Origin of the sequence: Brumimicrobium salinarum, from assembly GCF_002844555.1 — a bacterium.
In the GTDB taxonomy this organism is placed as follows: Bacteria; Bacteroidota; Bacteroidia; order Flavobacteriales_D; family Crocinitomicaceae; genus Brumimicrobium; species Brumimicrobium salinarum.
Window position 1 is genome coordinate 116,097 of sequence record NZ_PJNI01000005.1, and the last position, 24,116, is coordinate 140,212.

A 24,116-nucleotide genomic window follows, 5' to 3' on the forward strand; every position below is an offset into this window, starting at 1 on the left:
AGGGTGTATTTGAAGAATTCATTTCATTAAAATTCCAATACGAATCTAGTGGAAAAAAAATAAAAGAATATAATCTAACTTCATTTTTCTGTATTAAATAATTATTAATCTGGACAAATCCCTTATTCTTTCTCCATTAATCAAACGCTCAAAAGAATTTCTTTAACTTAGCTGCCTAGCAATATGAAAGCAAATTGGATAAATCAAAAGAACATTGATCGTGAACAATGGGATAAATTGGTGCAACAAACACCTAAGGTTTCCATATATGTTCTCTCATTCTACCTTGATGCTACAGCAATTGATTGGGAAGCTTACATCGCCGAGGACTTTTCTTTCGCTATTCCCGTGGGTGTGGTCCGTAAAGGAGGAATTTCTAGAGTTTATCCTCCCCTATTCCAAAGATACATTGAACCCATTGGCGATGTTTCAAAAATTGATTGGGAAAAATTTCAAACATCTTTATTAGAACGTTACGCAAAGGGAGATTTAAGTTTTAAAACTACTATTCCTACGCTTGAAAAAAACAAAACCATTCGTCTCTCGAAACATATTCATCAAGTTGTAGACGCAGATCAACTCAAATTGAAAACACAAGCCAAACGAATGATTAAGCGTTTTTCAAAAACCGATTATGAAATTCGTGAAGTGCATATTGACACTGATGAATTGTCGAAGTTAATAGCTAAAGAACTCGCTAAAAAACTACCGATATACGCTACCTCGGATGTTCATTTTTTATTTGATGTCATAAAAAAAGCAGAAAAAGAAGGTTATATCTACAAAGTTGGAGTATTTGAAGACAATATCTTAAAAGGTGGATTGATCGGATTAAAGTTCAACAACACGTTACTTTATTTAAAAGGTACAGCTATGGAAAAACTTCAACAAGAAGGTGCAATGTATGCTTTAATGAATCATTTTATACAATATGGCTTTAAAGAAAATTGCGGGATAGACTTTGGTGGTTCTCGTGTAAAAGGAATTCAATTTTTTAACCAACGTTTTAATGGACAAGACACCGAATATTTCAATTATTCTTGGGATAATTCTCCGTTTTGGTTTAAATGGATGTATAAAATATATTCAAAAGTAAAAAGAAAGTAAACAGGTTTCACTTTTGAGAATATTCATTGGTTCAAAACATATTATATTACTACCTTTGCATCTCTTAATTAAATAATTAATGAATATTCGAAATAGACAAATCTTCAGAATCATTCTAGGATCAATCATAATTGGGGGTTCACTTTATGTTTCATTTAGGTATTTGTTTAAATCTCCACCCTTTTTTAAAATTCTAGTTTTAATTGCTTTGGTGGCGATCATATATTTAACTATTGATTATATCGTAAAAAAAGGAAAACAAGATAGATATGGAAACTAAAAAAATGGTAAGGTTGGTTGCAATTGGAGCAGTAGCACTGATTGCATTAGTAATATTTTTAAATTCATGGGTAGATGTAAAACCTGGAGAACGTGGTTTCGTTTTTAAACCCTTCAATTCACCAAGTATTGATACAAATGACGTTTATATGGAAGGTACGTATTTTATCCTTCCTTGGAACCAAATGATCAATTACGAAGTAGTAAACAAATCTAAACAGTATGTTCAAAAAGTAATGGACATCAATGGTACAGATGTAACTGTAGAGGTTTCTGTTAACTATAACATCATCCCAACAGCTGTTGCTAATTTGCACATGAAACATCGTGAAAACTATACGATTTTTATTGATGATAAAGCAAAAGGAGCGATAAAAGATGTTATTGGACGCTATACGTATGAACAGGTATACGCTTCAAAACGTGAGGCATTAGAAGGGGAAATTGAAGATATTTTAGAACGTGATTTCGATGGAAACTTTCTTCATCTTAACTATGTAGAAATTGCAGATGTAAATCTTCCAGAAAACATTGCAGCACAAATCGAGGAAAAAGAAACACAGAAACAAAGAAACCTTACAGCAAAAGAAAAGCAAAAGGAACAAGAGTATCTTGCTAATGCCAGAATTGAGAAGGCGCGAGGGGATTCTTCTTTAATTATTTCTGCAAAATTTAAAGCGGAAGCAATTCGATTGGAGGCAGAACAAATTGCAAGAAACCCGCAATACATCGAATTGAAAAAATGGGAAAAATGGGAAGGCGGAGGCTCTCCTTACGGAACTAACAACGTATTTGGAGATAAAGCAATTAGTATTCTTAAGTCAAATTAAGACCTAAAAAAGAATAAATGTTAGTATGAGAAAGCGGTTTATCAATGTAGACCGCTTTTTTTTATGGAGCAAACTATTTTACGTAATAACTGTTACTCATACATTAGTTGAATTAACTTAAATTTACCGATATATCAAATTAAACACATGGACAAATACATAGATTTATTTGTAATGACGTATATAGGTTACGCTAATTATTTATGGAAAACGATAAAAGAACCTTTCCTTGAAGGGGATTTCAATTTTTTTTATTTCGTTATTGTAATCTCTTTGGTGGTATGGGGATTGGAGTTAATTATTCCATGGCGAAAAGACCAAAAAGCATTCAGAAAAGACTTTTGGCTAGACACTTTTTATATGTTTTTTAACTTCTTTATTTTTAATCTATTATTGTACATTGCCTTATCCTCGGTTACAGTGGAGCTTTTAAACAATTTACTCGCGCCTTTAGGGTATCAAGGCGGTCACTTAATTGACTTGTCAAACTTACACTGGGGAATACAGCTTTTCTTATTTTTTATTATTGCAGATTTCGTGCAATGGTGTGTTCACATTCTACTGCATCGCATACCTTTTTTATGGAAAATCCACAAGGTTCATCATTCGGTGAAAGAAATGGGATTCGCAGCACACATGCGCTATCATTTTGGTGAAACCTTTGTTTATAATTCCATAAAATACATTTCACTTTCTATGATTTTTGGATTTCAATTAGAAATGGCATTTATTGTATACACAATAGCAATCACGATTGGCCATTTGAATCATGCGAACTTAGGATGGGATTATGGTCCTTTGAGATACATCTTAAACAATCCAAAAATGCACATTTGGCACCATTCCAAAGCGTTACCTAAAGAACATCCCTACGGAATGAATTACGGAATATCTTTAAGCATTTGGGATTATATTTTTAGAACAAATTACATTCCTCATGACGGTAGAGATATTGAACTAGGCTTTCATGATGATGAAAATTATGCGTCAGGATTTTTCGAACAACTCATTGCTCCCTTTCGAAAGGAAAAATAATACCTGTAAGAAAAATCGGATAAACTTTAAAAAACAATGAAAAAAAACAACATTCTTCTGGCTTTAGTTGCTTCGTTAACATTAGGATTAGCGCCATTTACTCCTGAACCTCATCTTTTTGGCAAAATCCGTTGGGTTATAGGGGGAGCAGAAGGAATGCAAGTAATGGATTGGTTTGATTTAGTCATGCATGGTGCGCCTTGGATTTGGTTGATTGTGGAATTGGTGAAGCTTTTCAAAAAGTAGGCTCTTCGTAAAGATTTATTGCAAATAAACATAATCTACTGTGCTCTAAATTCTTTCCCCTCCAGTCCATTTAAATAATTATATTACAATTTCTTTTGACTTCAAAAAAATAAGCTTTTAATCAAGAAGAACATTTCAAGCACATAAAAGGCAACTAATTAAATATAAGGTTCGTTATAAGATTGTATTAATTTTTAATGAATTCTAATCATAATTTGTAATTTTGATTGATCTTAAAATATTCGTTATTAAATATCAAAAAAGATTGAATTAATAAAACAACAGTTTCATCAATTTATACACATTTCGTAAATTGATTATAAATTAAAAATATGAAAAACATACTTTTAAATATTGCTATCATACTATTATTCATTCCTCACAGCTTTTCACAGTGTGGACCTACCGAGGTAATACCTTCTCCACAAGTAATCGGACACTGTGAAGGCTATCCAGACACAATAAGTTTTACAGCCGATGGTATTTGTAATCGTGATTTCGAATACCAAGTCCTTAATTCAGCAAATGTAGTTGTTCAACCATGGTCCAATAACGATCAATATATACATACCGGAGATGTCTCAGATACGTATACCGTTAATTCTAGATGCAGAGCATGTCCAACGGTAATCGTTAGTGATACTTTTCTAATAGAATCTATAGGTGAGCCCACGATACAAGGAAATGATTTCGTTTGTTACGGATCTTCTGTAAATTTAACTACTCAAGGGGCCCCCGCAGGTGATATTTCATGGTGGGATAGCGAAACTGGAGGAACACAACTTTCTACGAATGAAATCTATAATGCGAGCAACCTTACAGAAAGCGATACTGTGTACACAAGAATACAAGGAAACATAAATGTGGGATTAACTCAAGGCTCAATTCTTATAACCGAGGCTGGATTAGAAGGGTTTCTTAACGAACCAACTGCTGATTACCTTGAGATAACTAATCCATACGGAGTTCCTGTGAATACAACAGGCTGGGTAGTAGCGGTAAGTGATTCCTATTCTGACATAAACGATGTAAATACAACATTATGGAATTTACCGAACTCCTTTGCCCCATGTTCCATCTTGTCTAAAACTGATGTTAGATTCACTTCTAGTTATTGGGGAGAAAATATTTTTTGGAACCCATATAACCCTGGATGGGCAATGATATTAGACGATTCTGGTGAAATTGTAGATTTCGTTGCATGGGGCTGGTCTGCGGCTGATCTTGCTGGGCTAAACACTGTAATTAATGGATATAATATTACTTTAGGAAGTGAATGGATTGGTCCAGGATGTAACGATAATTGTGCTGAGGTAAATAATGTACAATATAGCTTATCTCGTGTTGTTAACTCTGATAACAATGATTTGAATGACTTCATTTGTCAACCTACCTCACTTAACGTTATCAATCCAGGTCTTAATTGTGGTTGGGTAGCCTCCGATTTCACTTGCGCTTATCCAGCCGCAGTTACCATTGATTCATTACCATCAGCATCAACACCTGACACAACTTTTGTAGATTGTTATTCTGCTGTTCCAGCTCCTAACACAAATGTAATTACAAACTTATCCGATGATTACACCATTCCACCGAATGTGCAATTTATAAGTGAAACATCAAATAATTCAATTTGCCCTGAAATTTTAACCAGAACCTATCAATTAGCAGATTCATGTAATAATACTGTTGATATAGAGCATATCATAGTTATTCATGATACAGTTGCTCCGATATTAGACCCTGCTCCGGCTGATGTTACAGTTGCTTGTTATGCTGATATTCCACCAATGCAATCCTTAAACTGGACGGATAATTGTTCAGGCAATGGTGTGGTTCAAGGCGTAGAAACATCTAATGGCGAAACTTGTCCAGAAATACTGACCCGAACATGGAGTGTTTCAGACACTTGTGGAAACACAGCTACAGAAACCCAAACGATAATTATCAACGATACGATTTCTCCAAATATGGATTTAGCTCCTGCGGACACCTCATTGCAGTGCCGATCTGAATTAGAAGCAATGGTTGCTTTAAACTGGACAGATAATTGCGCTGGGAACGGTGTTTTAAACGGTGTTGAAACTGTTGATGGAAATACTTGCCCTGAAACAATCACGCGTAAATGGGAGATTAGTGATGGTTGTGATAATACTACCGAGCAGACGCAAATTATTGTAATTAATGACGATACACCACCTACCGCAAGTAATTTACCAACTATACAACTTGCTGAACTACCCGAACCCGACCCTTCGTTAATTACAGATGCTACTGATAATTGTGGAACACCTGTTGTAGAATGGCTTAAAGACAGTACAGATTATGGCTTTTGTCCTGAAAAAGTTGTTCGTACTTATAGTATAACAGATGATTGTGGGAATGTATCTTACGTTAAGCAAAACTTTACTATTGGAGATAATGCACCAAAAGCTGATTTCAATGCAGAACCTACCTTATTAGACAACTTTTCTGATGGTGTGGTCGAGTTTTATAATACTACAACTGGTGCTGTTAGTTATGAATGGGATTTTGGAGATGGCTCACCTTTCAGCTACATAACTAACCCCAACCACGAATACGACATAAGTAAATCAACAAGCTATGAAGTCTGGTTAAAAGCATTTTCTAAATTTGATTGTAGAGACAGTGCAAATATAACTATTAATGTTTTTCAGGAATTGGTTTACTTTATACCCAATGCTTTCACACCCAATAACGATGAGAACAATCCTGTATTTACGCCTATATTTGTTGCTGGTTTTGATCCAGGTGATTATCATTTCACGATTTACAATAGATGGGGAGAAACAATGTTTGAATCATTTAATCCAGATATTGGCTGGGATGGTTCTTACAATAACAAAATAGCCCAAGAAGGTGTTTATGTTTATAAGATAAGTTTTGGTATGGAAAATACTGATGAGCGTAAGGTGATAACAGGACATTTTTCACTATTGAAGTAATACAAAATCTAAAATTGAAACGACTTAAACAGGTCTTTACATCAAAATAAATGTTGTTTTTCAGCATGAATATTCAGCACGATGGTTAATGAATTTAATTATGCTAGATTTTTTTTCAGATTAAAATAAATTTAGATGTATTTTCTATAAGCATTCGTTGATTCCACATATTAGGTATCCAACAAAGCATATTACATGCATAAGGATGAGTAGGTTTAATGAATGAATTACTCTTGAAAAACTTATAATATAAATTGGTGAGTCTAAAACCCCTCACCAATTGAATATATTCTTGAATATTTATTGATAGAGTTTGAATACTGAGCTTTTCGAATTGAAAAACTAACTCAAAAAGCTTAACCTTGCTTAAGTAATTGCTTCATATTCACTTTTTCATCTATGATTTGATCTAAATCCGTAATTTTAACGCGTTCTTGTTTCATTGTATCTCTGTCACGAATAGTAACCGTATTATCTTCTAAAGTTTGATGATCAACCGTTACGTGGAAAGGTGTTCCAATTGCATCCTGTCGACGGTAACGTTTACCAATCGAGTCCTTATCATCATATTGACATGTAAAGTCGTATTTTAAATCATCAATGATTGCCATTGCCTTTTCTGGAAGGCCGTCTTTTTTCGTTAGTGGCATTACCGCAACCTTATATGGTGCCAATGCTGGTGGAATTGATAAAACAACTCTTTCAGAACCATCTTCCAAGGTTTCATTTTTTAAAGATGCGCTAAAAACAGCTAAGAACATCCTATCTAAACCAACCGAGGTCTCAACAACGTAAGGAACATAGCTTTCTTTCATTTCAGGATCATAAAATTGCAACTTTTTACCAGAATGTTCTTCATGCTTTTTCAAATCAAAGTCAGTACGCGAATGAATCCCTTCCAATTCTTTAAAGCCCATAGGGAAATCGAACTCAATATCGGAAGCTGCATTAGCGTAATGCGCCAATTGAATATGATCATGATCTCGATAGAACTCTTCTCCAAGACCTAGAGCTTTATGCCATCTGTTCCTTTTTTCTTTCCAATGCTCATACCACTTAAGCTCCTCACCAGGTCGAACAAAGTATTGCATTTCCATTTGTTCAAACTCACGCATTCTGAACACAAATTGGCGTGCAACAATTTCATTCCTGAAAGCTTTACCTATTTGAGCGATTCCAAAAGGAATCTTCAGTCGTCCTGTTTTTTGAACATTTAAAAAGTTGACAAAAATACCTTGTGCAGTTTCAGGTCGTAAATATATTTTTGAAGCATCTCCTGCAACAGAACCTAATTCAGTGGAAAACATCAGATTAAATTGACGTACTTCTGTCCAATTTTTAGAACCAGAAACAGGACAAGCGATGCCTAAATCATCAATCATATCCTTTAAAGCTGGCAAGTCATCATTTTTGAAAATAGATTCTAATTGTGCTTCTAATTCATCAATTTTAGCTTGATTCCTTTTAACATTGGGATTTGTAGCTAAAAATTGCACCTCATCAAAGTCATCACCAAATCTTTTTCTGCCTTTCTTGACATCCTTTGCAATTTTATCTCGGTATTTCTCAATGTGTTCTTCTACCAAGACGTCTGCGCGGTAACGTTTTTTTGAATCTTTATTATCAATCATAGGATCGTTAAAGGCTTCTGTGTGTCCAGAAGCTTCCCATGTTTTCGGGTGCATAAAAATTGCTGCATCCAAACCAACAATTTCCTCATTCATTTGCACCATGGCTTTCCACCAATACTGCTTAATGTTGTTTTTCAACTCAACTCCTAATTGACCATAGTCATAAGTTGCAGAAAGTCCATCATAAATTTCTGAGGATGGAAATACATATCCATACGCTTTTGCGTGGGAAATAACTTCTTTTAGCTTGTCTTCACTCTTTTTCATGGATGCAAATTTAACAAATTTAACTAGGTTTCTTGGATATGTACTGCAAGAATTAATAGCAAAGGAACAACAGTGAGAAAATCATTTGAAAGTACAACTTTTTTTCAAAAAAATGAGGAATTCTTTTCGAATTCCTCATCTATAATATATAGTCTAACTAAATTTTAATCAGTTGACCACGTTCCTTCAATTACTCCACCTTCACAGTCTGCTTCTTTGTCTTCTGCTTCACTCTTGGTCAAGTCTTTGTATTCATCTACAATCTTTGTGTCGTTTGGACCTGTATAAGTACATTTGTAATCTTTCTTACAAGATGTTAATGCTAAACCTCCTAATACTAATGCTCCTAAAAATACTTTTTTCATAATAGTTTGTAATAATTTTAATTAATAATAATTCGTTGTCATAATATTAGAAAGATTACCTTGAGATGTATGTTAAAATCTGAAAAAAAAATAAAATATACGATAACGATTCGCTTCTGAAAGCATTTTTGTTGTAAACCCAATTGGGCTTAAAACAAAAAAAAAGAGATCCTAAGACCTCTTTTAATTTTTTTGTTTTGGAAAGTAATTACTTTTCAGACCATTTTCCGCCACCATTCTCACATTCTTCTTCTTTATCTTTTGCTTCAGACTTAGAAAGATCTTCAAAAGTTGCCGATGAAGAAGCTGTTTCTCCGTTAACAGTAACAGAAACTTCACACTCATAATCTTTTTTACAAGAAGTTAAAGCCAAAGCTCCGAAAACCATTCCAACAAATAATACTTTTTTCATAACAGTTATATTTAATTAGTTAAATTATAATTAAGGACAAACTTAAATAAAAAATACAATCTATTTAACATTTTTTTATTTTTTTTCAAAAAAAAATACATTGAAGGAATAAATAACATAAGATTAGCAACTTTTTTTAAATACTTTTTTAGTATTTTCGATTAAAAAAGTAATATGTTAGAAAAAATTGACCTAAAGAAAATATTGTTCTTAGACATTGAAACAGTCCCACAAACTTATGATTTTAATGACTTAGACGAGACTACAGCTGAACTATTTAATCAAAAAACACGATTTCAACAAAAAGATGGAACCTCAGTGGATGAAATCTATGAACAAAGAGCAGGAATTCTAGCAGAGTTTGGAAAAATCGTTTGCATTTCCGTGGGTTTTGTCAATGAAACAAACACAGGAAAAGAAATCCGCATGAAGTCGTTTTATCATGATGATGAAGAAACGCTCTTAAAACAATTCGCAGGTTTATTGAATGACAATTATAATTCTCCCTACCACCTACTTTGTGGTCACAACGGAAAAGAATTCGACTTTCCATACATAGCAAGAAGAATGCTTATTCATGGATTAAAACTTCCTTACGCATTGGACATTGCGGGTAAGAAACCATGGGAAGTGAATCATCTTGACACCTTAGAATTATGGAAATTTGGTGATTATAAACACTTCACTTCTCTCCCATTATTGTGTCATATTTTTAAAATTCCGACACCAAAAGATGATATTTCGGGTGCAGATGTTGCAAGAGTTTACTACGAAGAGAAGGACCTTGAAAGAATAAAAGTATATTGCGAAAAAGATGTTGTAGCGTTGATTCAGTTATTTTTAAAAATGAAAGGCGATGACTTGGTGGATGAAGGCGACATTATTTATTCTTAGTTTACTTTTAGTAGGTTTAAACTCCTGTTCTTCTGATATTCAAGAAAATGAAATAAAGCATGAAGAAGATCTTTCCACAAAGATTAATACCTTTTTAAATCAATTGGAAAATTGGAAAGCTTCTGAAGTTAAATATTTCAATCAACTTGGTAAGGAAATTAGCAAGGCAGATACTTTATTAACATTTTTCTCTTTTAAAAATAAATATGAAAATAATGCCTTTATTTTCTCAGCTGAATCACCAAAAGCATTCAATTCATTTGAGGAAAGTGACCTACTAAAAGAAGAGATTTTTACTAAACAACCATACAAAGTGTGGAGAAGAAAAGTAAATCATTTAAGAATTTTAGATTTAAGCATCGAACCACATCCTACATTAAAATGGATTTTTGTAATTCGTTTACGTAATCAGGAATAGCAATGACAATTCTGAAAGATGAATGTGTTTTCTTTATACCTTGCTGAAAAATGGATTAAACGCCCGATGAAAGTCTATTAAATAAAGCTATTTCACCAAAGTATCTTTGTTAATCATTACTTATCTCAAGCATGTAAAAAGCCAAATCGTTGGCTGCTTTTTGATAGGCAAATTGTGGCGTGAATGTATTTTCATTCTTTTTAAAATAAGCGCGTAATGTTGGCGGCGCAACAAAATCAACTTCTATGTCCTTATACATTTGTATCAATCCTTCAATTTTAAAAGAAATAGGCGAAGCAGCAAAAGTTCCTTTCGTTCCTCTCTTGATTATCGCAATAACATCAAAATTATTTCTATCTAAATAAGCATGTATGATTTCATAAACAGATTGAACCTCTTTATCGTCTAAATGATCTTTTAGCTTGACTTTCTTCAATTTATCCGAAACTTCAAAAATCCCTTCAGCCGACTTTTCTAGTCCACTAAAAATGGCTGTACTTCCTTCAATTGATATTCCTAATGCTTTCATAATTTGATTTTACTTTTAAGGGTAATTACTTTTATCTTTACTTGGTAATCGCTTTTAGACGTTTCTTATCTATAATTGAATCATCTCTGTATTCCTTTTTCTTAAGTTTATTTATTGTAATCATAGTCTGATGAACACTTTCAAAATTATTTATTTACACTAACAGAGAAAAGCTATTAACCCAAATTATTCACCAATCTTAAAGTCTAAGAATATTAACATCTGTAAGTCAATATTTTAACTATATTTCCTATAAACTTTGAGAAACCCATTTTTGGATACTTGTGTATTTGTAAGATTTTGATTTAATTTTGATCTATTCGTCGTTACAAGCCCCGCGAAATATACATATATTACTTTAGGACTTGTGCCTAGAATAGATTTAAAATTAAATGCATGAACCGAGCCTGCGAGCTCAACGACTAAAGGAGTTAATAATCCGGGGTAATAATCTACAAGACCCAAAGTACACAATTCATCATTAATAATTCACAATTCATTCTCCTCTTTCTTTCTTTCGCAACTTCTTCAGTCTACTTGCAGACAAAGCCCTACGTCCTTTCACACTTTCTTTTCTAGGAACAAAAATTAACAGGACTAATCCTACACCGAAAAAAGTAATGATAGACAAAACAGAAGCTCTCAAGTCGCCAGTTAAGTACTCCATCAAACCAAAAAAGAACAACCCGAGGACAATTCCTAGTTTTTCTGATACATCGTAAAAAGAGAAGTATGAAGTGGTATCTTCTGTTGTGGGCAAAAACTTAGAATAAGTTGATCGCGACAAGGCTTGCACTCCTCCCATCACCAATCCAATTCCGGCAGCTAAAAAATAAAATTCTGTTGGTGTTTCGATCCAGTATGCCCAAGTACATAAAGCCATCCAACCCATTACGACAAAAATCAGTGTTTTTAAGTTTCCCATCAAACTAGAAATGTAAGACATTAAATAAGCACCACCAGCTCCTAAAATCTGGATCAATAAAATAGCTATAATTAAACCTGTATCTCCACCAGCTGCACCCCAATCAATTTCTTTTTTGGCAAAAACAACAGCCATTAACATTACGGTTTGTACTCCTGTATTGAAAAAGAAAAACGACAACAAATAACGTTGCAACCGTTTAGTTTGACGAAATTCATTAAAAACGTTTTTCAACTCTTTTACACCTTTAAAGATATATCCTGATTTTACATCACGCTTATGAATATTGTAAGGCAGTCTTCGGAAAGTTACTTGCGCAAACCCCATCCACCACAATCCTACCAAAATGAAACTGTATTTTGTGTATGCGGGATCAATGAACATAATAATAGACAAACAAATCACCAGTAAAATCATACTTCCGAAATATCCCATCGAAAATCCTCTTGCTGAGATATTATCGTGATATTTTGGTTCGGCTATTTCAGGAAGATATGCATTATAGAAGACTAAACTGTTCCAAAACCCCATGCTGGCTAGAAAAATAGACAACATTCCCAATTCTATTTGGGCGGGATTAAACCAAAACAAAGAAATACTAGACAACGCTCCGAGGTAGCAGAAGAACTGCAAAAATCGCTTTTTACTTCCCGTAACATCGGCAATTCCAGATAAAAGTGGCGATAAAATACTCACCAATAAAAAAGAAGCAGCCAATACGTAGGAGAAAAGAACAGAATTGGACAATGATATTCCAAAAAAGTCTACCATTACATTTTCGTTGGGTAACAATTCGTCTCTCCCTACTGTTTTGAGGTAATGACTTTCCGTAACGTTGGCATAAAAAACAGGAAATATCGCTGAGGATATCACTAAATTATAAACGGAGTTTGCCCAATCATAAAAGATCCAGCCTTTTATTACGCGTTGATTTCCTTTTTTCATCTGTAAATTTTAGTAAGCTAACAACTCTTTTAGTACTGCTTCAAAACGACTATTGGCCAAGAAGTTTTTCTCTAATTCCGCATCAAAAGGAACGGGTGTATTTAAAGAAGCAACTCTGCGCACTGGAGCGTCTAAATATTCAAAACAAGCCTCGTTAATTTGCGTAACTAACTCCGCTCCTATTCCTCCTATTTCAACATCTTCATGTAAAACGATGACTTTTCCAGTTTTTTGAACAGATTCAATAACAGTCTCCATATCTAAAGGAGCTAAAGTTCTCAAATCAATTAAATCTGCAGAAATTGAAGTATCATTTTCTAATGTTTCCAAAGCCCAATGAACACCTAATCCATAACTTACAATGGTAACATCGTTGCCTTCTTTAAGAACTGCCGCCTTACCTAATTCAGTTGTATAATAATCATCATACACTTCTTCTTTTAAGCTACGGTAAAGGAATTTATGCTCGAAAAACAATACTGGATTTGGGTCTTCAATAGCAGCTGCCAACAATCCTTTTGCGTCTCCAGGAAATGCTGGATAAACAATTTTAAGTCCCGGAACATGGAAAAACCAAGCTTCCGTACTTTGTGAATGGAATGGCCCTGCAGCTACTCCAGCACCTGTTGGCATTCTCACCACTACATCGGCATTCTGTCCCCATCTCCAATGTAATTTCGCTAAATTATTCACGATTTGATTAAAACCTACCGTCACGAAATCAGAGAATTGCATTTCTACCATTGCTTTCATTCCAGCGATAGACAAACCTAGTCCGGCTCCAATAATTGCAGACTCACAAAGTGGTGTATTGCGGACACGCTCTTTACCGAATTGTTCAACAAAGCCTTCCGTGACTTTAAAAACACCACCGTAATCGGCAATATCTTGTCCCATTAAAACCAATTCTGGATAGCGTTCCATAGATTGTCTCAATCCATCAGAAACGGCATCCACCAATCGTTTTTCACTTTTGTTTTGAGAAGCTGGCATTACAACTTCTTGATCGTGCTCAGCAAATAAATCTTTAATTTCTGTATCCGTATCTGGCGTAATATTGTCTTCAGCGCCAGCTACATCTAATCCATTTTGAATTTCCGCTTTTATTTCTTTAGAAAATTCAGCAATCATTTCATCTGTTAGTAATCCCTCTTCTTTTAAGAAAAGTTCAAAATTAACCACAGGATCTTTTTTGTTCCATTCCTCTTGAATTCCTTCCGGATAATATTTCGTTCCAGAAGCTTCTTCGTGACCTCTCATTCTAAACGTCAAACATTCCAATAAAAATGGTCTTGGACGTTCACGAATAGAATCTGAGATTTGTTTTACGGAAGTAATTACTTCCAAAATGTTGTTTCCATCAACCTGGTATGCATCCATTCCATATCCAATTCCTTTATCTACAAATTGCTTACATCGGAATTGTTCGTTGCTAGGTGTTGACAATCCCCATTGATTGTTTTCTACAGTAAAAATGGTAGGCAATTGCCAAACTGCGGCAACGTTTAATGCTTCATGAAAGTCACCTTCACTCGCTCCACCATCTCCAGAAAACACCAATGTTGCTTTTTTCTCCTTTTTAATAATTGAAGAAAGCGCAATTCCATCGGCAATTCCTAATTGTGGACCTAAGTGAGAAATCATTCCAACGATATTATAATCCATCGTCCCGAAGTGGAAAGAGCGATCACGTCCTTTTGTGAAACCAGACATTTTTCCTTGAAATTGAGCAAAAAGTCTTTCCAGAGGAATATCTCGCGTTGTAAAAACACCAAGGTTTCTGTGCATAGGCAAGATTACTTCGTCTTTTTCCATTGCATAAGTAGTTCCTACACTGATTGCTTCTTGTCCCCAACCAGAAAACCACTTAGAAATTTTCCCTTGCCGCAAGAGAATGAGCATTTTTTCTTCAATGAGGCGAGGTTTTAGAATGCGTTTGTAAATTTTAACCAGTTCGTCATCTGAAAAATTTGAACGGTCATAATTGATATATCGTTGGGTTAACGTTTCCATGTTGTTTTTTTAACTACTAAAAATGTGAATAACAAACTTAATATTAATCTGCCATTATCGATAAGGGATAAGGAAAAATAATGTGGAATCTGTTAGAATTATACGGAGCGTCGGATTGCGATGCGTTAAGCTTGCCAAATAAGAGGCTTATTACAGCTATTCTTCATGGAACAAAGTTTCGCTGCGAAGAAAAAAGCGTTGTAAACTTCAGAATGCTCGAGGAAAAGACAAAGTCATTATAACTGAATAATTAATGGAATAAAGCTAAACTTTTCATAAAATAAATCGATTTTTCACAAATAAAATAAATCCGTAAAAATCTGTGTTCGAAAACTGTGTCATCCGTGTTCAATACAGAGTAAAATTTAGCTGGTCATTACCAACCTCTCCCTCAAAACTAAACTTTCCTCTCCCTGCCGATTCATCGGCATTCTAAACCTTCTTCCCCACAAAATGCACTACCAAATACAACAGCAATATCCCCACTCCAAACACCACCAAGCTCGGCACACCAAATGCAGCTGGGATAACCCCCACTAGCAAGGCCACAGCTCCGACTGTTAAAGCGTAAGGCATTTGTGTTCTTACGTGTTCTATGTGATCGCAAGAAGTGGCCAAACTACTCAAGATTGTCGTGTCGGAAATCGGTGAACAGTGGTCACCAAGCACAGAACCGGCCAATACAGAAGCAATGGTATTATACATTATTGCCATTTCAGAGAAATTTGGATCTCCAGCCGCTACAGCAAAAGACAATGGAATCACCAATGGATACATTAACGCCATTGTACTCCATGAAGAACCTGTTGAAAAGGCGATAAATGCAGACAACACAAAGGTTAATGCTGGAATTACCCAAACATGTGAAAAGTCGTTTCCAAAAAAGGCCTTGAGATATTCAGCTGTGCCTAGGCTTTCTGTTACACCAGCAAGCGACCACGCCAAAATCAAAATGACTACAGCTGGCATCATCGTGTTTATTCCAACTACAACGGTATCCATTGCTTCACGAAGTGACATGATTCTTTGAGAAATAGTCATTATGATGGCAACAGCTAAACCTGACATTGATGACCAAAGCAAGGCTAAATAAGAATCTGCGTTTCCTATCACTATTCCTAGCTTTCTAAAAAAACCAACTTGGTCACTTCCTTCCGTTCCAATTGCTGCCCAAGTCCCATTACTTAAGTCAATACCGGCACCCAACAGTTCTGCATGAGAGGTTGATAAGCCAGTAACAATCAATCCTAAGAAAGTTCCTGTAATTACAATAAAAACAGGAATAATAGCATTATAAGCCCTTGACTTGGCGTTTTTCACGGGCTCAAACTCCTCGAGTTCTCTATTGGTTACAGTATCCGCAGTTACTCCTTCTTTTATCGCCTTGATTTCGGCCTTATACATTGGTCCGAAGTCTCTTTGTTTGTACAACATAAAAAACACGAAAAACAAGGAAAAAACAGGATAGAAAGAATAAGCCAAAGAGTTCATAAAAACGCCATAAGCACTTTCATCAATAACAACTCCTTGCTGCAATTGTATTTTATTAATTCCATCAGAAATATAGGTCAGCTCTGCTCCTATCCAAGTAGTAATAAAGGCAACAGCCGCAATCGGAGCAGCAGTAGAATCAACGATGTAAGCCAATTTTTGTCGAGATATTTTCAAACGATCAGTAATGGGGCGCATGGTATTTCCTACGACTAAGGTATTCGCATAATCATCAAAAAATATAGCTAATCCTAAGAAATAGGCCGTTAACATTCCTGATTTTCTATTGGTAGCGAATTTCACTAATCGGTTTACAACGCCTTGCATTCCACCATTTTTTGAAATAATGGCGACAATTGCACCAATTAAAACGGAGAACAAAATCACAGAAATATGACCTGTGTCAATTAAAGCGTTCAAAATATAATGATCGAGAACGGTAAAAAATGCTGCAAAGATGCCTGAGATTCCACCTCCATAATAGCCAATTGTTGCAGCTCCAATAAAAATCCCGATAAACAAAGAAGATAGTACTTCTTTAAATATTAAAGCCAAAACAATAGCAATTAATGGAGGCAATAAAGAAAGCCAACCTGGAATCACCAATGGTTTTTCAAACCGTATATTAGGATCTGTAAAATGAATATCATCATCAGCTAATTTAACCTTCATCTTAAAGTTTTCACCAGCTTCCTCCAAGACCAAAGTATCACCATTTAAAATGAGAAAATCAGCGGATTCAACAGCTTTTACTTGGACATCTGTTGGCACATTTTTAAGCATAACTTCAGGGAAAACTACTTCCTGAGAAAAAGCACTATTATTTAAAAATGCAATCAGAAATACCAGAAGAAAAGCAATGTGTTTCAGCATGTGTTTTATTTCATTTAGATGTCGAATATAATAATAATGACAGTTTAACAAATTTTATCACTAGAAAAAATGATAAAAAATCGTGTTGCTTTTTAATTATTAGTACATTTGTGCGAATTTATTTACATAAAATAGGTTCAAAATGGCATTCCGAGATATTAATAAAGTAAGAGAAGGATTAACATTCGATGACATCCTACTTGTTCCAGCACATTCAGAAGTGCTTCCCCGAAACGTAATTCTTAAAAGTAAAATCACAAAAAACATCGCTGTAAACACACCTGTTGTTTCTGCAGCAATGGATACAGTAACAGAATCGAGTATGGCAATTGCTATGGCTCAATCTGGTGGTATTGGTGTGATTCACAAAAACATGAGTATAGAACTGCAAGCACTTGAAGTAAGAAAAGTGAAGCGTTCGGAAAGTGGGATGATTATTGACCCGATTACTTTAGGAGAAGATGCAATGGTAAAAGATGCATTGGCCCTAATGAAAGAAAATAAAATTGGAGGTATTCCAGTTGTAGATAAAAACAGAATCTTAAAAGGAATTGTTACCAACAGAGATTTACGTTTTGAAAAAATAAAAGACCGTCCGATTCAAGAAGTGATGACACAGGAAAACCTTGTGGTTACCACAGAATCTACGGACCTAATGACCGCTGAAGATATTCTTCAAGAACATAAAATTGAAAAGCTTCCTGTTGTTGACAAAAACAATAAATTAATTGGATTAATCACCTACCGTGACATTATTAAGGTAAAGGAGCATCCTAATTCTTGTAAAGATGAATTCGGTCGTTTGCGCGTTGCAGCTGCTGTTGGGGTAACTGATGATACAGAAGAAAGAGTTGACGCTTTAGTAGAAGCTGGGGTTGATGCAATTGTAATTGATACTGCTCACGGACATACGCAAGGAGTTGTAGAGAAACTAAAAGCGGTTAAAGCAAAACATAAAAAAATTGACGTAGTTGTAGGAAACATTGCCACTGCTGCAGCAGCAAAATTCTTAGTAGAAGCAGGCGCCGATGCTGTAAAAGTTGGAATTGGTCCAGGATCAATCTGTACTACCAGAATTATCGCAGGAGTTGGAGTTCCACAAATCACAGCAATCAATGAAGTTGCAGGAGCATTGCAGGGAACAGGTATTCCCATAATTGCCGATGGAGGAATTCGCTACACTGGTGATATCGTAAAAGCAATTGCTGCAGGAGCTGATGTGGTAATGGTAGGTTCTATGTTTGCAGGAACAGACGAGTCACCAGGAGACACCATCATTTACCAAGGTAGAAAATTCAAGGCTTACCGAGGAATGGGCTCAATTGAAGCCATGGAAAAAGGTTCAAAAGATCGTTATTTCCAAGATACAGAAGACGACAGCAAAAAGCTTGTTCCTGAAGGAATTGCAGGTCGAGTACCTTACAAAGGACATTTGGAAGAAGTTGTTTACCAAATCGTTGGAGGGCTTCGTGCTGGAATGGGATACTGTGGAGCTGCTAATATTGAAGCATTGCAAGGTGCAGAATTTGTAAGAATTACCAATGCTGGGATGACGGAATCTCACCCACATGACGTAGCAATTACAAGAGAAGCTCCAAACTATAGTTTTAAATAGTATTGGTTCTCAAACAATATTTTTGTTTCAAAAGTGTTTTAGATGAATTAGAATATTATTTTCGTAATTATAAAATTATAAATAACATCAATATGAATTTTAAATCAGGCTTATTGACGATAATATCAGTCCTTTTGATAGGGTCTTCTGTTTTGAGTCAAAAAAATGACCCTGTCGTACTGACCGTCAATGATGAATCAATAACTAAAAGTGAGTTTCTTCAAGTTTATTTAAAGAATAATGACGATCCCCAATACGATAAAGAAAGCTTGGATGAGTATGTTGAGCTATATAAAAAGTTCAAACTTAAAGTTGCGGAAGCAGAAGCACTTGGTTACGACACTATCCCTGCTTTAGTTCGAGAATTAAATGGCTATAAAGAACAATTAGCAAAACCTTACTTAACAGATAAAAGCAAAAGTCAAGCATTGATAGACGAGGCTTACCAAAGAATGCAATCGGAGATAAAAGCTTCGCATATCTTAATTAACCTCAAGCCAAACGCTGCACCTGAAGATACCCTGAAAGCATATAATAGAGCCATGCAATTAAGAAAGCGAATTATCAATGGAGAGGACTTTGCTGAGGTTGCAAAAGGAAAGGATGGCTCTGAGGATCCTTCAGTTAAAAAAATGGCGGTGACTTAGGCTATTTTACAGCATTTCAAATGGTATACCCTTTTGAAACGGCAGCTTATGAAACAAATATTGGAGAAGTTTCTATGCCTGTTCGAACTAATTTTGGCTACCACATTGTAAAAGTTTTTGATAAACGAGAAGCAAGAGGAACGATAACTACAGCGCATATTATGGTTGTCACAAATGATAACCCAAGCCGTTCAGATGAGGAGAACGCTAAGAAAAAAATAAATGAAATCTATGAAAAATTAAAAAATGGCGAATCTTTTGACAAACTAGCTCGTTTATATTCAGACGATCCTGGATCGAAATCAAAGGGAGGTGAATTACCTGCTTTTGGTTCTGGAACAAATCAAAGAATGGTTACGGAGTTCGAAGATGCTGCATTTGCACTAGATGAAAATGGCGATTTTTCCAAACCATTTAAAACAGCGTATGGTTATCACATTGTTAAGAGACTCGATTATCAACCATTAGGAACAAAAGAAGAGCTTTTACCATCGATAAAACAAAAAATCAACAGAGGAAATCGAGCAGAAGCAACGCAAGAAGCTTTTATAAATTCATTAAAAACAGAAAATAAGTTTGTAGATAAGAAAAACAAAAGAATTGAATGGTTTTATGAAAATATAGACAGTACGGTTTTTAAAAAGAACTGGAAAGCTCCTAGCCTGCCAAAAAACAAGTGGATGTTTAAATACCATAAACAAAAATACGACATGCAGTCCTTCTTAGATCATATTGAAAATCAAAAAAGAAGGAACCCAATGCCTATAAAAACCTTTATTGACAAGAATTATAAAGATTGGCAAAATGACATCATTCTCTCCGATGAGAAAAGTCGTTTAGAAGAAAAGTACCCTGCTTACAAGGCGCTTCTTCAGGAATATCATGATGGTGTTTTACTCTATGAAATCATGAAAGATAAAGTATGGGACAAAGCGATTAACGACACAACTGGACTAGAAAAATTCTTCAACAAAAACATCGATCAGTATCAATGGGAAGAACGATTAAAGGTGAATATTTACAGCTCAGATAAGCGCGAAATGGTGCTTGAAGCTGCTTTACTTACTGATATAGACTCAATGAACATGAGTTCAATATTAAATAAAGTAAATGCTGATTCACAATTAAACCTTGAGGCAAAGCAAGGAAAATTTGTTCAAGAAGATCATCCTGTATTAGCTGGAAAAGACTTAAAATTGGGTAAAAATGAAATTTTCAAACACAATGAAAAGTTCTATTTGGTGGTTGTTGAAGAAACACTTCCAGCTGGACCTAAAGAATTAAGTGAAGCAAAAGGAAGGGTAATTCAAGATTACCAAGAATATTTAGAGAAAAAATGGTTGGAGGAATTAAATAATAAACACACCATTAAAGTAAATAAAGACGTACTATATCAACTTGGTGAATAAAGGAATAAAATACATCATTTTAAAGGTTGCTCTTTTGAGCGGCCTTTTTATGTTTTATACTGCTTGTCAGGAAAAGCAAGACCGTATAATTTGCAAGGTGGGTGAATTCAAATTATATGAAAAGGAGTTTAATGATAGAAAAAACACCTATGCGGACGATATACAAGTTGACGACATTGATCAATACATTATCAATCAATGGGCCGAACAGCAAAGGGTAAAAATTGCATTAAAGGATATTTCTGAAGTGAAGCTTTATTCGAATCAAGTTTTAATGCAAGAGGAACTAAAACAACGCAATTTGTTCGAATTAGAAAATCATTTTATTCGAAAAAACTTAGACTCTGTTATTACAGAAAGAGAAATTCAAAATTACTATGATTCACATCGTGCCAATTTTAAACAAACGTCTTTTATTGTTCGCGCCTTGTACATTAAACTTCCTGACACAATTGCACAAGAGTTGAACACTGAAGAGCATTATTTGCTTAAACAAGAAAAAGATCTCAAAATCATTAAGGAATATGCTAGTCTATACTCCACTGGTTTTTATTTTGAGGAAGAACGATGGATTTATATTGATGACTTAATCAAAGAAGTTGCCATCGATACAGAGACGAAAGAACGTTTAGTAAAATCGAAGGGAGAAATGATTTTTAAAAATAATGGGGACACTCATTATATAAACATACTAGATTTCAGAACAAAATCCATATCTTCACCGATGGAAATTGAAAGGGCTGGAATAAAACGACATATTTTAAAACGTCGGGTAAATCAATTACGTAAAACAGCAAAAGAAACAATATTAGAAGATGTTAAAAAAAGTATCCTATTAGTTATTTTTAGTTTGAGTGTTATCCATTTTGGAAAAACACAGATTGTAGGTGGTAATCAACCAGGACAATCTGGTCAAACGATAGATGAAATCATTGCCCAAGTAGGGGATATTTCTGTTTTACTATCAGATATTGAAGCCCAAAAAATACAACTCAAAAGCGAAGACAAAAAAGTTGATAACAATACGAGCTGTACTATTTTGGAGGAGCTTCTTTATCAGAAATTACTGTTGAATCAAGCAAAAATGGACAGTATCGAAATCACGGACGCACAAGTTAATGCCGAAATGGAAAATCGACTAAGAACATTAGAACAACAGATAGGAAGTCGTGAGAAATTAGAGTCTTTTTATGGTAAATCCTATACACAAATTAAAGAAGAATTTCGCGAAATTATTAGAGACCGAATGTTGTCTCAAGAAATGGAACGCCAAGTTATTGCGGATGTTGAGGTAAGCCCAAATGAAGTTGAAGCCTTTTTTAAATCCATTCCTGAAGATAGTATTCCACTAATTAATGAAAAAATTGCCATTCAGCAAATCGTTATTTTCCCTAAAATAACTCAGGAAAGCAGGAATAATGTGATCAAAAAACTGAATAATTGGAGACAAGATATCAATGAGGGAAATCGTTCCTTCTCTGCTGTTGCAACAATTCATTCGGAAGATTTAGGGAGTGCAAAACAAGGTGGACGGATTGAAGCCACACGTGGTATGATGGTAAAGCCTTTTGAAGCAGCAGCTTTTTCTCTTGAGCCAGGAGAAATATCTGAAGTAGTTGAAACACAATACGGCTACCACATTATTCAACTAGAATCTAGAAAAGGTGATGACTATACGGTTAGGCACATTTTGCTCACCCCAGAAATTGGCCGTCAAGAACTAACTGACGCCGCCACATTGATGGATGAATGTTACGCACGTTTGAAAAAGCATGAAATTACATGGGATGAAGCTGTCTTGGCTTATTCTGAAGATGACGACACGAAACAGAATCAAGGATCACTTTCCAATCCATACACTGGAGATATGTATTGGGACGTTGCTAACATAAATCAAATTGATCCACAAATATTTGGTTTAGTTAATGGACTAGAGATTGGAGAAATTTCTAACCCAGCATTATATACAGATATGCGTTCTCGTAAAGACGGTGTGCGTATTGTTCGAATTAAAAACCGAACTGAACCGCACAAAGCCAACCTAAAAGATGATTATAATTTCATCAAAAAAGCTACAGAAAACAATAAGAAAGAAGAAGTTATTCTTAACTGGGTAAATAAAAAAGTTAAAAAAACGTATGTTCGCTTTGATGAACAATATCAAGACTGTGACTTTTATTATTCGTGGCAATAACTAATTTTTCAATACATTACAAAATATGTCAGACGTAAAAGAATTAGACCAACTTGTAGAAAAATACAAAACATTAAAAAAGGAAATCCACAAGGTAATTGTAGGTCAAGACGAGGTCGTTGATCAGGTACTGATTTCAATGTTTTCAAGAGGACATTGTCTACTTGTAGGCGTACCTGGATTAGCCAAAACACTACTTGTCAATACAATAGCGCAATCATTGGGGTTAAGCTTTAATCGTATTCAATTTACACCTGATTTAATGCCTTCAGATATAGTAGGTGCTGAAATTTTAGGTGAAAACAGAGCTTTTCAGTTTGTAAAAGGGCCATTATTTAACAATATGGTTTTAGCAGATGAAATTAACAGAACTCCTCCAAAAACACAATCGGCACTTTTGGAAGCGATGCAAGAAAAAACAGTTACAGCAGCAGGTAAAACCTATGATTTACCCAAGCCTTTTTTTGTATTAGCAACACAAAACCCTATCGAACAAGAAGGTACTTATCCTCTACCTGAGGCACAACTGGATCGTTTTATGTTCAACATTTGGGTTGACTATCCAACATTTGAAGAAGAAATGTCTATTGTTAAATCTACCACACAGGATTTGAATGTGGAGATTCAGCAAATTATGAACAGTGACGAAATAACTCGTTTCCAAGCCTTAATACGTGAATTACCCGTAGCGGAAAATGTACTCGAATATGCAGTTCGTCTGGTCGGAAAAACAAGGATTAAGGATCCCGCAGCACCTCAAATCACAAAAGACTTTATCACTTGGGGAGCGGGACCAAGAGCTTCTCAATATTTAATTATTGGAGCAAAATGTCACGCCGCCTTAAAAGGAAAGTACGCACCAGACATTGAAGATGTGAAAGCGGTTGCTCATCCTATTCTTCGTCATCGATTAGTACGAAATTACAAGGCCGAAGCTGAGGGGTACGACATGGATAAAATTATTAATGAATTACTTTAAAGTTCAAAGTAACATACCAATCTAAAGATTTCATCGTTTATTTCGT

Annotated in this window: 19 protein-coding genes; 12 read left to right on the forward strand and 7 right to left on the reverse strand. The window is 34.9% G+C overall.

The features are described from left to right. Positions 1-183 precede the first annotated feature (183 nt). From CW751_RS06130 to CW751_RS06155, 5 genes are all read left to right on the forward strand, one after another. Entirely contained in the window at positions 184-1,107 is a 924-nt protein-coding gene (locus CW751_RS06130) for a hypothetical protein (RefSeq protein WP_101334121.1), read from the forward strand. Positions 1,108-1,376: 269 nt separating this feature from the next. Continuing rightward, positions 1,377-2,216 (forward strand): prohibitin family protein, encoded by an 840-nt coding sequence (locus tag CW751_RS06140; protein ID WP_101334123.1) that lies wholly within the window; start codon positions 1,377-1,379, stop codon positions 2,214-2,216. A gap of 147 nt (positions 2,217-2,363) precedes the next feature. Beyond that, positions 2,364-3,251: a sterol desaturase family protein gene (locus CW751_RS06145; RefSeq protein ID WP_101334124.1), complete on the forward strand. Its 888-nt coding sequence runs from the start codon at positions 2,364-2,366 to the stop codon at positions 3,249-3,251. 36 nt (positions 3,252-3,287) lie between these two features. Then, on the forward strand, positions 3,288-3,497 hold the full coding sequence (locus CW751_RS06150; RefSeq protein ID WP_101334125.1) for a hypothetical protein: 210 nt from the start codon (positions 3,288-3,290) through the stop codon (positions 3,495-3,497). Between the two features lie 332 nt (positions 3,498-3,829). Next, entirely contained in the window at positions 3,830-6,463 is a 2,634-nt protein-coding gene (locus CW751_RS06155; protein ID WP_101334126.1) for an HYR-like domain-containing protein, read from the forward strand. Between the two features lie 356 nt (positions 6,464-6,819). On the opposite strand, the gene CW751_RS06160 is transcribed toward CW751_RS06155, so the two are convergent. From CW751_RS06160 to CW751_RS06170, 3 genes are all read right to left on the reverse strand, one after another. Continuing rightward, positions 6,820-8,361, reverse strand: coding sequence for a glycine--tRNA ligase (locus CW751_RS06160; protein WP_101334127.1), 1,542 nt, complete (start codon positions 8,359-8,361; stop codon positions 6,820-6,822). Between the two features lie 164 nt (positions 8,362-8,525). After that, complete coding sequence (locus tag CW751_RS06165) at positions 8,526-8,726, reverse strand: hypothetical protein (protein ID WP_101334128.1); 201 nt, start codon at positions 8,724-8,726, stop codon at positions 8,526-8,528. Between the two features lie 208 nt (positions 8,727-8,934). Next, complete coding sequence (locus CW751_RS06170; protein WP_101334129.1) at positions 8,935-9,138, reverse strand: hypothetical protein; 204 nt, start codon at positions 9,136-9,138, stop codon at positions 8,935-8,937. A 174-nt stretch (positions 9,139-9,312) separates the two neighbouring features. On the opposite strand from CW751_RS06170, the gene CW751_RS06175 reads away from it, so the two are divergent. Beyond that, positions 9,313-10,032, forward strand: a complete 720-nt coding sequence (locus CW751_RS06175) for a 3'-5' exonuclease (RefSeq protein WP_101334130.1) — start codon at positions 9,313-9,315, stop codon at positions 10,030-10,032. Then, positions 9,995-10,450 carry a hypothetical protein gene (locus CW751_RS06180; protein ID WP_133122141.1) on the forward strand — a complete coding sequence of 152 codons (456 nt, stop codon included), beginning with the start codon at positions 9,995-9,997 and terminating at the stop codon, positions 10,448-10,450. The genes CW751_RS06175 and CW751_RS06180 overlap by 38 nt, the downstream gene beginning before the upstream one ends. 109 nt (positions 10,451-10,559) lie before the next feature. On the opposite strand, the gene CW751_RS06185 is transcribed toward CW751_RS06180, so the two are convergent. The 4 genes from CW751_RS06185 to CW751_RS06200 form a co-directional block, all read right to left on the reverse strand. Continuing rightward, positions 10,560-10,979 carry a DUF3010 family protein gene (locus tag CW751_RS06185; RefSeq protein WP_101334132.1) on the reverse strand — a complete coding sequence of 140 codons (420 nt, stop codon included), beginning with the start codon at positions 10,977-10,979 and terminating at the stop codon, positions 10,560-10,562. A 496-nt stretch (positions 10,980-11,475) separates the two neighbouring features. Then, positions 11,476-12,849, reverse strand: coding sequence for an MFS transporter (locus tag CW751_RS06190; protein WP_101334133.1), 1,374 nt, complete (start codon positions 12,847-12,849; stop codon positions 11,476-11,478). A gap of 9 nt (positions 12,850-12,858) precedes the next feature. Beyond that, positions 12,859-14,862 carry an alpha-ketoacid dehydrogenase subunit alpha/beta gene (locus CW751_RS06195; RefSeq protein ID WP_101334134.1) on the reverse strand — a complete coding sequence of 668 codons (2,004 nt, stop codon included), beginning with the start codon at positions 14,860-14,862 and terminating at the stop codon, positions 12,859-12,861. A gap of 432 nt (positions 14,863-15,294) precedes the next feature. Beyond that, a complete protein-coding gene (locus tag CW751_RS06200; RefSeq protein ID WP_101334135.1) occupies positions 15,295-17,226 on the reverse strand; it encodes a Na+/H+ antiporter NhaC family protein in 1,932 nt (643 codons plus the stop codon). Positions 17,227-17,368: 142 nt separating this feature from the next. On the opposite strand from CW751_RS06200, the gene guaB reads away from it, so the two are divergent. From guaB to CW751_RS06225, 5 genes are all read left to right on the forward strand, one after another. Then, positions 17,369-18,841, forward strand: a complete 1,473-nt coding sequence (gene guaB / locus CW751_RS06205) for an IMP dehydrogenase (RefSeq protein ID WP_101334136.1) — start codon at positions 17,369-17,371, stop codon at positions 18,839-18,841. Positions 18,842-18,954: 113 nt separating this feature from the next. Then, positions 18,955-19,488, forward strand: coding sequence for a peptidylprolyl isomerase (locus CW751_RS15815; protein ID WP_165779231.1), 534 nt, complete (start codon positions 18,955-18,957; stop codon positions 19,486-19,488). A gap of 20 nt (positions 19,489-19,508) precedes the next feature. Further along, the gene (locus CW751_RS06215; protein WP_101334138.1) at positions 19,509-20,897 is read left to right on the forward strand and encodes a peptidylprolyl isomerase; all 1,389 of its coding nucleotides are present in this window, start codon (positions 19,509-19,511) and stop codon (positions 20,895-20,897) included. Next, complete coding sequence (locus CW751_RS06220; protein ID WP_133122143.1) at positions 20,890-23,091, forward strand: peptidylprolyl isomerase; 2,202 nt, start codon at positions 20,890-20,892, stop codon at positions 23,089-23,091. The genes CW751_RS06215 and CW751_RS06220 overlap by 8 nt, the downstream gene beginning before the upstream one ends. A gap of 25 nt (positions 23,092-23,116) precedes the next feature. Continuing rightward, positions 23,117-24,070 (forward strand): AAA family ATPase, encoded by a 954-nt coding sequence (locus tag CW751_RS06225; protein ID WP_101334140.1) that lies wholly within the window; start codon positions 23,117-23,119, stop codon positions 24,068-24,070. The last annotated feature ends 46 nt before the right edge of the window (positions 24,071-24,116 follow it).

Coding starts and splice junctions, on each gene's coding strand:
- CW751_RS06130 (WP_101334121.1), top strand. CDS start 184: ATGAAAGCAAATTGGATAAATCAAAAGAACATTGATCGTGAACAATGG.
- CW751_RS06140 (WP_101334123.1), top strand. CDS start 1,377: ATGGAAACTAAAAAAATGGTAAGGTTGGTTGCAATTGGAGCAGTAGCA.
- CW751_RS06145 (WP_101334124.1), top strand. CDS start 2,364: ATGGACAAATACATAGATTTATTTGTAATGACGTATATAGGTTACGCT.
- CW751_RS06150 (WP_101334125.1), top strand. CDS start 3,288: ATGAAAAAAAACAACATTCTTCTGGCTTTAGTTGCTTCGTTAACATTA.
- CW751_RS06155 (WP_101334126.1), top strand. CDS start 3,830: ATGAAAAACATACTTTTAAATATTGCTATCATACTATTATTCATTCCT.
- CW751_RS06160 (WP_101334127.1), bottom strand. CDS start 8,361: ATGAAAAAGAGTGAAGACAAGCTAAAAGAAGTTATTTCCCACGCAAAA.
- CW751_RS06165 (WP_101334128.1), bottom strand. CDS start 8,726: ATGAAAAAAGTATTTTTAGGAGCATTAGTATTAGGAGGTTTAGCATTA.
- CW751_RS06170 (WP_101334129.1), bottom strand. CDS start 9,138: ATGAAAAAAGTATTATTTGTTGGAATGGTTTTCGGAGCTTTGGCTTTA.
- CW751_RS06175 (WP_101334130.1), top strand. CDS start 9,313: ATGTTAGAAAAAATTGACCTAAAGAAAATATTGTTCTTAGACATTGAA.
- CW751_RS06180 (WP_133122141.1), top strand. CDS start 9,995: ATGACTTGGTGGATGAAGGCGACATTATTTATTCTTAGTTTACTTTTA.
- CW751_RS06185 (WP_101334132.1), bottom strand. CDS start 10,979: ATGAAAGCATTAGGAATATCAATTGAAGGAAGTACAGCCATTTTTAGT.
- CW751_RS06190 (WP_101334133.1), bottom strand. CDS start 12,849: ATGAAAAAAGGAAATCAACGCGTAATAAAAGGCTGGATCTTTTATGAT.
- CW751_RS06195 (WP_101334134.1), bottom strand. CDS start 14,862: ATGGAAACGTTAACCCAACGATATATCAATTATGACCGTTCAAATTTT.
- CW751_RS06200 (WP_101334135.1), bottom strand. CDS start 17,226: ATGCTGAAACACATTGCTTTTCTTCTGGTATTTCTGATTGCATTTTTA.
- guaB (WP_101334136.1), top strand. CDS start 17,369: ATGGCATTCCGAGATATTAATAAAGTAAGAGAAGGATTAACATTCGAT.
- CW751_RS06215 (WP_101334138.1), top strand. CDS start 19,509: ATGGTATACCCTTTTGAAACGGCAGCTTATGAAACAAATATTGGAGAA.
- CW751_RS06225 (WP_101334140.1), top strand. CDS start 23,117: ATGTCAGACGTAAAAGAATTAGACCAACTTGTAGAAAAATACAAAACA.